This is a genomic window from Polynucleobacter aenigmaticus, from assembly GCF_002206635.1.
In the GTDB taxonomy this organism is placed as follows: domain Bacteria; phylum Pseudomonadota; class Gammaproteobacteria; order Burkholderiales; family Burkholderiaceae; genus Polynucleobacter; species Polynucleobacter aenigmaticus.
In genome coordinates this window covers 96796-109581 of sequence record NZ_NGUO01000013.1, presented here as the reverse complement: position 1 = coordinate 109581, position 12786 = coordinate 96796, and the positions used below count along the sequence as shown (strand labels likewise).

The window sequence follows — 12786 nt, the reverse complement described above, 5'->3', positions numbered from 1 at the left end:
CATTAAAACCAAGATGGCGAAGTCTGTGCATGATGCAGGCTGGAGTCAATTTAAGACAATGTTGGAATACAAGTGCCATGAGGCAGGTGTTGTCTTTTTAGAGGTCAATGAGAGTAATACAACCCAAACCTGTTCTTCGTGTGGCGAAAAGCCACCGTCGAGGCCGAAAGGTATCGCAGGACTTGGAATAAGAGAATGGGCTTGCGACTGTTGTGGAGTCATCCACGATAGAGACATTAATGCCAGCAAGAACATTCTCCGTATCGGACTAGATACGCTAGCAGTAGGAGCCTCGCAGTTAAATCAAGGGAGATTTGAACCCCCTTGCTTTCGTAATAATCTTGCGCTTTAGCGCTTAGATTGTTGGCGAAGACCTTTACGGTCTTAGCTATGGGGAGTAGTCAGTGCTAAGCCTCCAATAGAATGAATTCCCCAAGCGAGAGTTTTTCTCTAAATTGAGAAAATGAAAACTGGGCCTTACTGGCACTGGAGTTCAGGATTTCAATTCGACCTTCTGGGGTGAGGGTCGCTAAATACTCTCCCGCTGGAAACAAGATCTCAGCGAGATGGCCTCTGCTTGTTGAGTAGGCGCTCAGTACCAAGCCTTTTGTAATTTCAATACGCATACCGCATCTTAAATACTAAAAATTAGCAGTAAATATTTCATTGCACTTTTTAGTGAGCCCTCTGCACCAATTTGGATTTAGTTGGCTGGGAGCGGGAAGACCCCGCAAATTTATTGAGATTCTAAGGGTTTTGGCAAAATCTCATCTGCCGCGTGCACAGCCTTAGTGCGGATATTTTTTTACTAGTTCGTAAAAAATGGCCCATCAATTGATTTAGATAATGATTAAAGAAATTACTCGGGAAATTACTCAAGCTCTAATTTCTGTTTAGTTACTACGTCTTTATAGGTTGCGTACTCTGCAGCTATTTCTTTCGAGAAGGCTTCTGGACCATTAACGTTAATGATCGAGCCAGTATCTTCAATACGCTTTCTCACAGCAGGATCTAAAGCGGCTTTTTGAGCTGCGGCATAAATCTTATCCACTACGTCTTTAGGAAGGCCTGCTGGCCCGAGTAAGCCGTAATAAGCCATTCTGTTGGCTGGTGCTAAACCTACCTCAGCAAAGGTCGGAACGTTTGGTAGTTGTGCGAGTCTCTTAGGTGCTGCGATCACAATCGGAATCAGTCGACCATCCTTAATAAAGGGTAGGGCAGATGGCAAGTTATCAAACATGATGGGCACTTGTCCTGCTACAACATCAATCAGGCCAGGGCCTGCGCCACGGTAAGGGATGTGCACGATAAAGGTGCCGGTCAAACTCTTAAAGAGCTCTGTTTGCATATGACCAATACCGCCAGTTCCAGAACTTGCATAAGAATATTTTCCGGGATTCTTCTTAATGACCTCCATGAAGGTTTTGAAGTCTCGAGCAGGGAAGGATGGGTTCACCACAATGACATTCGGTGTTGCCGCAATATTCGTAATGGCCGTGAAATCTTTGAGTGGATCGTAGCCAATCTTGGCGTTGATTGCAGGATTAGAGGCTGTGGTTGAGACTGTTGCAATTCCTAGGGTGTAACCATCTTTTGGGGCTCGTATGACTTCTAGTGCGCCAACAGAGCCACCGCCGCCAGCTTTGTTTTCCACAATGACAGGTTGGCCTAATTGCTTGCTCAAGGGGTCGGCCATACTGCGCGCAATGATATCGGTGCTGCCACCAGGGGCAAATGGAACAATAATTTTGATGGGCTTAGTAGGAAAGGTCTGGGCAACTACGCCAAAGCTTGCCATCACACCAAAGGTGATTGCAATCAGTTTGCTTGCTAATGTCATTTACTCATTCTCCAAAAGTTCAAATCTACAGGGGTCAGATAAGGATCTTAATACCTAGAATAGTGCAGCCTAGCACCTCGAAAGATGGATGTGTTCCCTGATTTGGGGAGTGGCATGCCCCACTTTAGCGATGAATCGGTCACGAGCTAATTCTAAAAAGCAAAAAGGCTTCTGAGTCAATTGACCTAGAAGCCTTCTACTGTTTGGTTGCGGGGGCAGGATTTGAACCTACGACCTTCGGGTTATGAGCCCGACGAGCTGCCAGACTGCTCCACCCCGCGTCTGAGTCTTAGATACTACCATTTTTTTAGCTCTCCCTGTCGAGCAATTCCAGCATTTACCACTTAAAAAAGCCGTTTTTTAACGGAAATAAGACTGCAGAGTCAGCCTGTATAAGGAGTAACATATTGCCGTGCAACATCACCTTAAGGTTTTGAGATGTCAATTAGTAATCCAGAATTTTCAAGCTCCACACTTCTAAACCCTGTGGAAGTCCACGGACCCGAGGGAGAGCACAAGAAAAGTTTGGGCGTCATGATGCTTGCTGCCATCGGCGTCGTCTTCGGCGATATCGGTACAAGCCCCTTATATGCTCTAAAAGAGTGTTTTGACCCCCATCATGGCATTGCGTATTCGCCAGAGGCGCTCTTTGGCGTGATTTCCATGATGATCTGGGCGCTTATCCTGGTAGTCACCATTAAATATGTTTTGTTTGTAATGCGTGCTGATAATAAAGGTGAGGGTGGCGTTCTTTCTTTGATGGCTCTAGCGTTGCGCTCCTTTGATAACAAGTCGAAGAGTTATTTCTTTTTCATGATTTTGGGTATGCTGGGCGCCTGCATGTTATTGGGTGAATCTGTTATCACGCCTGCAATTTCTGTCTTATCAGCGGTTGAGGGTATTGAAATTGCAGCCCCGGCAATGCATAAATTTATTATCCCGATTTCTTTAGTGATTTTGGCGGCCTTGTTTCTGATTCAGAAATACGGCACTGCAACCGTTGGTAAATTATTTGGCCCAATTACTTTGGTTTGGTTCCTTGTGCTTGCCTTATTGGGTGCAATCAATATTGGGGATGCCCCACAAATCATTGCAGCTTTTAATCCATCTTATGCCATCAACTTCGTGATTGATCACCCGACAACCGCCTATATTGTCATGGGGGCAGTAGTGCTTGTAGTGACCGGGGTTGAGGCTTTGTATTTGGACATGGGGCACTTTGGTCGGTCTCCAGTTCGCTATGCGTGGTTGATTGTGGTTCTACCGAGCTTATTAATTAACTATTTGGGCCAAGGGGCCTTGGTGCTTTCAGATCCAGAAGCCATTAAAAACCCATTTTATTTAATGGTGCCTGATTGGGCTTTATGGCCAACAGTGGGTTTGGCCACAGCTGCTACTGTCATTGCCTCTCAGGCTGTGATCTCTGGGGCTTACTCGTTAGTGAGCCAGGCAATTTTGCTGGGCTTTATGCCTCGCATGAATATCTTGCATACCTCGGATTCAGAGCAGGGGCAGATCTATATTCCGATTGTGAATTGGGCGCTACTGTTTATGGTTGTGGCAACAGTCATTTCATTTAAAGGCTCCATGAATTTGGCGGCAGCCTATGGAATTTCAGTGACGTCAACCATGTTAATCACAACCATCCTATTAGCAGTCGTGATGTTCCGCGAATGGAAGATGAATCTTTTATTAGTTGCGTTCATCACCATTTCTTTTTTAATTATTGACTTTGCTTTTTGGACTGCCAATTTAATTAAGATCAAAGATGGTGGTTGGTACCCATTAGCACTTGGATTGCTGTGCTTTACTTGTTTGATTACTTGGTTCCGTGGCCGCCAGATTTTACGTAAGCGCGCTATGGATGAGGGCATTCAACTGGGCAGTTTTATTGATTCCTTGCTCAAGCATCCACCTCATCGTGTTGAAGGCACCGCTATATTCTTAACAGCTCATGTGGATTACTTGCCAGTTTCTTTTTTGCATAACCTGAAGCACAACCATGTTCTGCATGAGAGGGTTTTCTTCCTCAAGGTCAGTATTTGGGACGTGCCTTATGTCAATGATGCTGAGCGCCTCACCATGAAGGATCTTGGTGGGAATATTCACGTAATTCGTGCCATCTATGGATTTAAAGAAACGCCAGATATGGGCTCCATCATTGATTTGATTGAGAAGACCTTTGGCATGAAGTTTGATTTGATGAATACATCCTTCTTCTTATCTCGAGATACGATTGTTCCATCAGCAATTCCTGGTATGGCTCTATGGCGTGAGCGTTTGTTTTGTTGGATGTATCAGAACGCCGGCCGTCAATCCGACTTCTTTAAGATTCCTGCTAACCGTTTGGTTGAATTGGGTGCAAAGGTCGAGATTTGAGAAGGCCAGTTTCTTTACGTTCCCTAGCTTCATTAGGTGCTTTTCTGCTGGTTTGCTCCTTCAGCAGCTTAGTGTTCGCTACTCCTGCCGAAGAGACTCAGTTAGAGCAACTCGATAAGATTGAGCAAGAATTGGAGTTGCAGCGCGATTGGGCTAAATACCGTTGGGATAAAACGAACTCCGAGTGTTATCAAAAGTATTGGGTTAATAGTTGCCTGAAAGACTCTCGTGCTCAATACCGTAAAGAGATTGATCCGATACGTGCGCAAGAGGTAGAGTTGCATGAAGTACAGCGCAAGTTGCGTGCCAGCATTAAGGATCAACGCGATGCCCAAAAGATTGCTGAGCGCGGCTCTGCGGAAAAAGCTGCTGAACGCACGGCCAATCAAAAAGAGTTTGATGAGAAGCAAAAAGCCGCCGCTACTCGCGCGGCAGATGTTGAGCAACGTCGTAAAGATGCGCCTAAGCGTGCCCAAGAAAATAAAGCGGGCACTCAGCTCGATTAATTCATTTTTATTGCTTCACTAATTTACTAGGTAATACATTGGCCAAGATTAAAACAATCTATATCTGTCAGTCCTGTGGCGGAACCTCTGCCAAGTGGCAAGGACAGTGCCCTTCTTGTCAGGCCTGGAATACCTTAGAAGAGGGCTTGCCTGAGGTGAGTTCGAATGCCCGTTTTCAAGGTTTGGCACAATCATTGCCACGTCAAAAGCTATCCGCTATTTGTGCAGAAGATCTGCCGCGTTTCAGTACCGGTGTAGAAGAGTTTGATCGTGTTCTGGGTGGTGGATTGGTGCCTGGTGGTGTTGTCTTGTTAGGCGGTGATCCTGGTATTGGTAAGTCCACCTTATTGCTGCAAGCGCTTGCTGAAATGAGTGCAGCTGGTATGAATGTCCTCTATAGCAGTGGAGAAGAGTCCGCTGCTCAGATTGCGTTGCGAGCAAAACGCATTGCGCTAGACGCGCCTCAATTGGAAGTGCTGGCAGAGATTCAGTTAGAAAAGCTCCTCTCCATCATGGATACCGTGAAGCCACAGGTATTGGTGGTTGATTCAATTCAGACTTTGTATTCAGAGGTGCTGAGTTCTGCGCCTGGTTCAGTGGCGCAAGTACGAGAGTGTGCGGCCCAATTAACAAGAGCCGCTAAATCAAGTGGTATTTGTGTACTCTTGGTGGGGCACGTGACTAAAGATGGCCACTTAGCTGGTCCTCGCGTACTCGAGCATATCGTTGATACCGTGCTGTACTTTGAAGGTGACACCCATTCCTCATTTCGCCTAGTTCGCTCAATTAAAAACCGTTTCGGTGCCGTTAATGAGTTGGGCGTATTTGCCATGACGGAAAAAGGTCTTCGTGGCGTTGCCAATCCTTCAGCGATTTTCTTATCGCAGCATGCGGAGATGGTGCCAGGTGCTTGTGTGCTGGTGACACAAGAGGGCAGTCGCCCCTTGTTAGTAGAAATTCAGGCTCTGGTAGATACCGCGCATATTCCAAACCCACGCCGCTTAGCGGTTGGCTTGGAGCAGGCACGTCTAGCCATGCTCTTGGCAGTATTGCATCGCCATGCAGGCATAGCGTGCTTTGACCAAGACGTCTTCTTAAATGCCGTAGGTGGCGTGAAGATTTCAGAGCCAGCGGCTGACTTAGCGGTGCTCTTAGCGATTCAATCCTCGATTCGGAATAAGGCTTTGCCAAAAGAGTTAATCGTATTTGGTGAAGTGGGTTTGGCTGGAGAAATTCGTCCATGCCCGCGCGGCCAAGAGCGTTTAAAAGAGGCGGCCAAGCTGGGCTTTACTGTAGCAATTATTCCTAAGGCGAATATGCCCAAGACTAAGATTGCTGGATTAAGAGTGATACCGGTAGAGCGAATCGATCAAGCGATTACGGCAGCAGCAGAACTCTGAGTAAATTGATGATCTAAGTTTTAGATAGCTGCTTAGCGTAAGTCTTCTGCTTGAATGAGTAATACCTGCTCATCGCCAGCGGATACCTCCATCCAAATCGCGGGAATTTGCGGAAAAGCCCTTTTAAAGTTCTCATACTCATTGCCAATCTCAATCAGAATGGCACCACGCTCAGATAAATAGTCGCGGGCGCCAGCAATAATCTTGCGGATGAGATCCATGCCATCATCGCCACCAGCCAATGCGAGAGCAGGCTCTGCATGATATTCAGCTGGCAGGGAATTCATAGAATTGGCATTGACGTAAGGGGGGTTACAGATGATGAGATCAAAGCGATTGTCATCATGGGGTTCCGGTAGTGCATCCCAGAGATCGCCCTCAAAAAGCTCAACCTGGGAAGTCAGGCCATGACGATCAAGATTGCGAGAAGCGACTGCTAAGGCGGGCAGGCTAATATCGCAAGCGCTCACATGAATATCGGGGCAAGCCATGGCCAGCAAAATAGCTAGAGAGCCATTGCCAGTGCACAGATCTAGTGCTTTGCCATCAGCGGGTAACCAAGACTCCAGTGAGCCATCCACAATTAACTCCGCAATCCAGGAGCGCGGAACAATGCTTTGCTCGCTCGAGAAAAATGGCACACCCATTAACCAAGCCTCACCCAAAATGTAGGCTAGGGGTTTGCGTGTAAAGATGCGGGTTTCTGTAACCTCAAATGCCTTAGTAATTTGCTCGGCATCAAGCACCTGTTCTAAGTGATCAAGCGCATCAGTTGGGCTGAGATTGAGTTGTTTGCTAGCGATCCACAATGCTTCGCTTTGGGCGTCGATAGCACCATGACCATAATGCAAGTCTGCAGATTCAAGTCGTTGGGCGATTTGCTCGATACATTGATCAAGCGTAAAAGATTGCTGAGGAGCAGGGTCCATGAGGCTTATAAATATAAATTAAATAGACAGCTTTAGCAGTTAGGCAATTAACTGCTCGAGAGTCTTGCGGTAGATATTTTTGAGCGGTACGACATCATCAACGATGACGCACTCATCAATTTTGTGGCTCGTAGCATTGAGTGGGCCAAACTCCACCACCTCTTTGCAGATTTTGGCGATAAAGCGACCATCGCTTGTGCCGCCCGTAGTAGAAAGTTCTGTGTTGATCTTAGTTTCTGCTTTGATGGCTTTGCGCAGGGCACCAGCCAAAGCCCCATCGCCAGTAATAAACGGACTACCACCCAGAACCCAATCAATCTCAAAGTCGAGGCCTGCGGCACTAAGGATGCCCTCTAGGCGACTACGAAGTTCTTCTGGCTTACTCTCAGTGGAGAAGCGGAAGTTGAAATCGATGCTGAGTTCACCGGGAATGACATTATTCGCGCCAGTACCCGCATGGATATTGGAGATCTGAAAACTCGTAGGCTGAAAATATTGATTGCCTTTGTCCCACTCTGTTTCTACTAGCAACTGAATCGCTGGCGCAGAAATATGAATCGGATTTTTGCCAAGATGTGGGTAGGCAATGTGTGCTTGAATGCCTTTAACGTGAAGCTTTCCAGAGAGGGAGCCGCGACGACCATTCTTAATCATGTCACCCAATTGGTCTACCGAGGTCGGCTCACCAATCACGCAGTAGTCCAAGCGTTGTGCATGTTTTTGCAAGCGCTCGCACATAATCACTGTGCCATCGTTTGCTGGACCTTCTTCATCGCTGGTAATCAAAAAGGCAATAGAGCCTTTGTGATTGGGATGAGTTACAACAAATTCTTCGGTAGCAACGACAAAGGCTGCAAGAGAGGTTTTCATATCCGCAGCACCACGACCATAGAGCATGCCGTCACGAATGGTTGGCACGAATGGGTCGCTTGTCCATTTTTCCAAGGGGCCTGTTGGCACCACATCGGTATGACCAGCAAACATCAAGACTTCACCTTGATCCCCAGCTACCCCTTTTTTGATCGCCCATAGATTGGTGACCTGAAAACTTTCAGGACCGCTGACGACGCTCTCCGTATGAAAGCCAATCGCTTGGAGGCGTTTTGCAATGAGCTCCTGACAGCCGCCATCCGCTGGGGTTACCGAACGGCAGGCGATGAGGGCTTCAGTTAGCTCAAGGGTGGCGCTCATAGATTTAACTTAATCGCGCAAGAGTTCGTTAATCGCAGTCTTTGCTCTAGTTTGAGCATCAACCTTCTTAACAATAATTGCAGCATAGAGGCTGTACTTGCCACAAGCGGAGGGCAGGGAGCCTGGTACCACTACAGAGCCCGCTGGTACACGGCCATAATGCACTTCGCCAGTCTCGCGGTCATAAATCTTGGTGCTTTGACCAATGTAAACACCCATTGAGAGCACGGCATTCTCTTCGATCACTACGCCTTCGACAACCTCAGAGCGGGCGCCAATAAAGCAGTTATCTTCAATAATCACTGGACCGGCTTGGATTGGCTCTAAAACACCGCCAATACCTACGCCACCAGAAAGGTGAACGTTCTTGCCGATTTGGGCACAAGAGCCTACGGTTGCCCAAGTGTCGACCATGGTGCCTTCACCGACATAAGCGCCAATATTGACATATGAGGGCATTAAAACGGCATTTTTGCCAATAAATGAGCCGCGACGAGCAATAGCGGGGGGAACTACGCGGAATCCGCCATTGGCGAAGTCTTCTGCAGTGTAGTTTTCAAACTTGCTCGGCACTTTGTCGTAGAACTGGGTATAGCCACCAGCACCCATAGGTTTGTTGTCTTCTAGGCGGAAAGACAGCAAAACTGCCTTTTTCACCCATTGATTAACTTCCCATTTACCAACGCTGCGGCGCTCAGCCACTCGAATGCTGCCGGTATTCAGGCCCTCGAGGACGGCGTTCACCGCGTTACGAATTTCTCCAGAAACGGCCTCAGGAGACAGGTTTGCGCGGTTTTCCCAGGCTTGATCGATGATGCTTTGTGGTGATTGGCTCATGCTTTTCAGTTAACTATCAGATTGTTAAGGGGTTTTGGCCCTGGATGTAGTTTTATCATTATATCGATGGGGCAAAAACCCGTGCGGGAAGCCCTAAGCTTGCTATCATCTTCACACTTTAGTAATAATTTTTACCCCTTATTTGAACCCCTTTTTTCCCTGCAAAGTACTCCGTGCAACTGAAATCCATCAAACTTTCCGGCTTTAAGTCGTTCGTCGATCCAACCCATTTTGAATTGCCAGGTCAATTGATCGGCGTTGTGGGCCCTAACGGCTGCGGAAAGTCGAACATTATTGACGCCGTACGTTGGGTTTTAGGTGAATCTCGCGCTAGTGAATTGCGTGGCGAATCCATGCAGGACGTTATTTTTAACGGTTCTGGGCTACGCAAGCCTTCTGGTCGTGCCAGCGTTGAGCTCATTTTTGATAATTCAGAGGGACGTGCTCAAGGTCAGTGGAGTGCTTTTACGGAATTAGGTATTAAACGTGTTCTCACGCGTGATGGCAACTCCAGTTACTACGTCAACAATCAAGTGGTACGTCGTAAAGACATTCAAGATATTTTCTTGGGTACGGGTATGGGTCCAAGAGGTTACGCCATCATTGGGCAGGGCACTATCAACCGCATCTTAGAATCTAAGCCAGAAGAGTTGCGCGTGTTCCTTGAGGAAGCTGCTGGTGTTTCTAAGTACAAAGAGCGTCGCAAAGAAACTGCCTCACGTCTTGAGGATACCAAGGAGAACTTGGTTCGCGTAGAAGATATTTTGCGTGAGTTGGATCAACAGTTAACTCGCTTAGAGAAGCAGGCCACTGTGGCGGAACGCCATGCTGAACTGTCTACTGAGATGAAATCTCAGCAACAACTACTCTGGTTTGTGCGTCAGACCGAGGCCGGTAAAGAGCAAGAGCGCCATGCCAATGGCATTCGTGACACTCAGGTGAGCTTAGAAGAGCAGACTGCAAAAATGCGTCATGCTGAAGCCGAGCTCGAAACCATGCGTACCGAACAGTACGCTTTGCAAGATAAGGTTTCTCAGGCTCAAGGAGATTTGTATCAAACGAATGCCGATGTCAGTCAAGTAGAGTCACAGATTCGTTACGTGCAAGAAGCACGTCAGCGCCTACAGCAGCAATCTCAAGATTTATTAGCGCAATTACAGCGCTGGACTGTACAAGAGACAGATGCTGCTCAAGCACAGCGAACTGCTGAGTACGAACTGAGCTTAGCTGCAGAAAAAGAACAAACATTATTAGCGGATTTGTCTGGCTTACAAGAGCAAATGCCAGCTCGCGAAGAGGCTTTCCAAGTTCACGCACGCGAACTCAATGATGCTCGTGAGAATCTCGCTACGATTGACCAGCGCTTAGCCAGTTTAGGCGAACGCCTCAAAGCAATCTTGTCACAAGTAGAAGAGCTCAAAGGGCGAGATACTCGCCTTGAGGCTGAGCTCGCTGGCATGCGCAGACCGGACCCTGAAGCCTTGCAAACGGCGATGGATCGCCACGCTATGGCACAACGCAAAGTGGATGAAGCGAGACAAAAAGCAGGCGAGGCGCAACAACGTGTACCCGCTGCTGATGAGGCACGTAATACTGCGCAACAACAGGTTCAAACTGCCAATCAAGAGTTGGCACAAACCGAAGCAAGGCTGACTGCTTTAACTGCCTTGCAAGCTAGCGTTCAGGCACAGGGCAAGATTGGCCCGTGGCTTGAGAGCAAAGGCTTAAAAGAGAGCAAGCGCCTGTGGCAAGAGCTCAAAGTGGAGAGTGGTTGGGAAGCTGCTTTGGAGTCTGTATTACGCGAGCGTTTGGCAGCCGTTACAGCCAAGAGTGTTCAAGAAACTTTAGCTCTGGCTAATGATGCGCCTCCTAGCCGTTTAGCAATTTTATTAACCGAAGATATTTCTCCTGCGCACACTACTGTGCCGGCAGACTTCACTACTTTGCTAACTCGCGTTCAAAGTGCAGGCGCCCCGCGGGTAGCCGCTGTATTGCAAGAATGGCTGGACAACATCTACATTGCCAATAGCCTGGAAGATGCTTTGCATCGTCGTGAAAAATTACCCGCAGGCGGTGCTTTTGTTACCCAACAGGGCCACTTAGTCAGTCGTGTTGGTGTTCAGTTGTACGCAGCGGACTCAGAGCAGTCAGGTATGTTGGCGCGTGCTCAAGAGATGGAAGGTCTCGAGAAGCAATTACGTGCGCAAAAATTAATTCAGAGTGAATTGCAGGGAGAGCTTGATCAATGTGTTGCTAATTACCAAGCTGCTCACCAGTCTGCAGAACAAACCCGTATTTATGCCGAACAAGCAGTGCAAGAAGTGCACGGTTTTGAGGTAGAAAGAATGCAGTTAACTCAAGCTGAAGAAAAGTACAGCCAACGCGCTGAACAAATTCAGGGTGAGTTAAGTGAATTGCGTCAGCAAATGGAGCAATTGACCCAAACTCAAGAGCAATCTTCAGCAGAGCTCACTCAGTCAGAGGAATCTAAGCAAGGCTTGCAAGAGAATTTAGCCGTTGCCCAGGAAAAACTCGAGCTAGCGACACAAGAACGCGATCGTCTGCGTGAATCTTTGCGCTCTTCTGAAATGTCTGCCCAAGAGGCAGCATTTGCAACTCGCTCTTTGCAGCAACGTATTTCTGATTTACAGCGCGATCAAAGCACTGCTCGTGTTCAGATCATGGAGATTCAGGACAAGCAGGCCACTTCAGAACAAGAGCTAGAAACTCTGAGCGATGAAGAGGCGCAAGATAAATTACAAGGGCTATTGCTGGCCCGCAGTGCCCGCGAAGCAGCCTTAGCCAATGCGCGTACTGAGCAAGATGCTCTATTGCATCAGTTGCGTGAAGCTGATGAAGTGCGGATGCAGATCGAGCGTAGTCTTCAGCCAATGCGTGACAAAGTTGTCGATTTGCAATTGCGCGAACAAGCTGCCCGTTTGAACTTTGAGCAGTTTGCAACTTTGCTGTCTGATGCAGAAGCTGACTTAACTGCCCTGGGTGCAAACTTTAGCCCAGACCTCAAGGTAGGCGCTTTGCAAACTGAAGTAACGCGCCTCGGCAATGAGATTCAGTCTTTAGGTCCAGTCAATATGGCTGCCCTAGGCGAACTTTCAAGCTCCCGTGAGCGCAAGCAGTTTTTGGATTCACAGTCTGCTGATTTGAATGAAGCCATGCAGACGTTGACGGATGCGATTGCCAAAATTGATGCGGAAACTCGCGATCTGTTACAAGGCACCTTCGATCAAGTCAATACCCATTTCGGCATGCTCTTTCCTGAGCTCTTTGGTGGTGGTCATGCTGAATTGGTGATGACTGGCGAAGAGATCTTAGATGCTGGTGTTCAGGTTATGGCTCAGCCTCCCGGTAAGAAAAACAGCTCCATCTACTTATTGTCTGGCGGTGAAAAGGCCTTGACTGCGATTGCCTTGGTATTCTCCTTGTTTCTCCTCAATCCAGCACCATTCTGTTTGCTCGATGAGGTCGATGCGCCATTGGATGATGCAAATACCTTGCGCTATGCGCAGATGGTTGCCAAAATGTCCAATAAGACGCAGTTTGTTTTCATCTCGCATAACAAGATCACTATGGAAATCGCTCATCAACTGATTGGTGTCACCATGCAAGAGCAGGGTGTTTCTCGTATTGTGGCGGTGGATATTTCTTCTGCGGTATCTATGGTGGAGGCCGCTTAAGTGGATCTA

At 47.7% G+C, this 12786-nt stretch carries 10 protein-coding genes and 1 tRNA gene; 5 read left to right on the top strand and 6 right to left on the bottom strand.

Translation table 11 applies throughout. The features are described from left to right. Nucleotides 1-352, top strand: a 352-nt coding sequence (locus tag CBI30_RS09020; RefSeq protein ID WP_240553553.1) for an RNA-guided endonuclease InsQ/TnpB family protein, incomplete at its 5' end; no start/stop codon positions are given. Between the two features lie 55 nt (nucleotides 353-407). On the opposite strand, the gene CBI30_RS09015 is transcribed toward CBI30_RS09020, so the two are convergent. The 3 genes from CBI30_RS09015 to CBI30_RS09005 all read right to left on the bottom strand — a co-directional run bounded on the left by CBI30_RS09015 (nucleotide 408) and on the right by CBI30_RS09005 (nucleotide 2121). Next, nucleotides 408-626, bottom strand: coding sequence for a hypothetical protein (locus CBI30_RS09015; protein ID WP_088527971.1), 219 nt, complete (start codon nucleotides 624-626; stop codon nucleotides 408-410). A gap of 245 nt (nucleotides 627-871) precedes the next feature. After that, nucleotides 872-1798 carry a tripartite tricarboxylate transporter substrate binding protein BugE gene (locus tag CBI30_RS09010; RefSeq protein ID WP_240553555.1) on the bottom strand — a complete coding sequence of 309 codons (927 nt, stop codon included), beginning with the start codon at nucleotides 1796-1798 and terminating at the stop codon, nucleotides 872-874. A 246-nt stretch (nucleotides 1799-2044) separates the two neighbouring features. After that, nucleotides 2045-2121 (bottom strand) — tRNA-Met (locus tag CBI30_RS09005). A 253-nt stretch (nucleotides 2122-2374) separates the two neighbouring features. Between CBI30_RS09005 and CBI30_RS09000 the strand changes: the two genes are divergently transcribed. Genes CBI30_RS09000 through radA form a run of 3 tightly spaced genes read left to right on the top strand, consistent with a single transcriptional unit; the run spans nucleotide 2375 to nucleotide 6125 of the window. Beyond that, complete coding sequence (locus CBI30_RS09000; RefSeq protein WP_088527975.1) at nucleotides 2375-4219, top strand: potassium transporter Kup; 1845 nt, start codon at nucleotides 2375-2377, stop codon at nucleotides 4217-4219. After that, nucleotides 4216-4725: a hypothetical protein gene (locus CBI30_RS08995; protein WP_088527969.1), complete on the top strand. Its 510-nt coding sequence runs from the start codon at nucleotides 4216-4218 to the stop codon at nucleotides 4723-4725. The genes CBI30_RS09000 and CBI30_RS08995 overlap by 4 nt, the downstream gene beginning before the upstream one ends. Nucleotides 4726-4763: 38 nt before the next feature. Continuing rightward, complete coding sequence (gene radA / locus CBI30_RS08990) at nucleotides 4764-6125, top strand: DNA repair protein RadA (RefSeq protein WP_088527968.1); 1362 nt, start codon at nucleotides 4764-4766, stop codon at nucleotides 6123-6125. A 32-nt stretch (nucleotides 6126-6157) separates the two neighbouring features. Here the strand turns inward: radA and prmB are convergent, their stop codons facing one another. Genes prmB through dapD form a run of 3 tightly spaced genes read right to left on the bottom strand, consistent with a single transcriptional unit; the run spans nucleotide 6158 to nucleotide 9082 of the window. Further along, nucleotides 6158-7054 carry a 50S ribosomal protein L3 N(5)-glutamine methyltransferase gene (gene prmB / locus CBI30_RS08985; protein ID WP_088527967.1) on the bottom strand — a complete coding sequence of 299 codons (897 nt, stop codon included), beginning with the start codon at nucleotides 7052-7054 and terminating at the stop codon, nucleotides 6158-6160. A gap of 39 nt (nucleotides 7055-7093) precedes the next feature. After that, complete coding sequence (gene dapE / locus CBI30_RS08980; RefSeq protein WP_088527966.1) at nucleotides 7094-8245, bottom strand: succinyl-diaminopimelate desuccinylase; 1152 nt, start codon at nucleotides 8243-8245, stop codon at nucleotides 7094-7096. Between the two features lie 9 nt (nucleotides 8246-8254). Next, nucleotides 8255-9082: a 2,3,4,5-tetrahydropyridine-2,6-dicarboxylate N-succinyltransferase gene (dapD, locus tag CBI30_RS08975; protein ID WP_088527965.1), complete on the bottom strand. Its 828-nt coding sequence runs from the start codon at nucleotides 9080-9082 to the stop codon at nucleotides 8255-8257. Between the two features lie 173 nt (nucleotides 9083-9255). On the opposite strand from dapD, the gene smc reads away from it, so the two are divergent. After that, complete coding sequence (gene smc, locus CBI30_RS08970) at nucleotides 9256-12777, top strand: chromosome segregation protein SMC (protein ID WP_088527964.1); 3522 nt, start codon at nucleotides 9256-9258, stop codon at nucleotides 12775-12777. Nucleotides 12778-12786 lie beyond the last annotated feature (9 nt).

Coding starts and splice junctions, on each gene's coding strand:
- dapE (WP_088527966.1), bottom strand. CDS start 8,245: ATGAGCGCCACCCTTGAGCTAACTGAAGCCCTCATCGCCTGCCGTTCG.
- CBI30_RS09010 (WP_240553555.1), bottom strand. CDS start 1,798: ATGGCAAGCTTTGGCGTAGTTGCCCAGACCTTTCCTACTAAGCCCATC.
- CBI30_RS09000 (WP_088527975.1), top strand. CDS start 2,375: ATGATGCTTGCTGCCATCGGCGTCGTCTTCGGCGATATCGGTACAAGC.
- dapD (WP_088527965.1), bottom strand. CDS start 9,082: ATGAGCCAATCACCACAAAGCATCATCGATCAAGCCTGGGAAAACCGC.
- prmB (WP_088527967.1), bottom strand. CDS start 7,054: ATGGACCCTGCTCCTCAGCAATCTTTTACGCTTGATCAATGTATCGAG.
- CBI30_RS09015 (WP_088527971.1), bottom strand. CDS start 626: ATGCGTATTGAAATTACAAAAGGCTTGGTACTGAGCGCCTACTCAACA.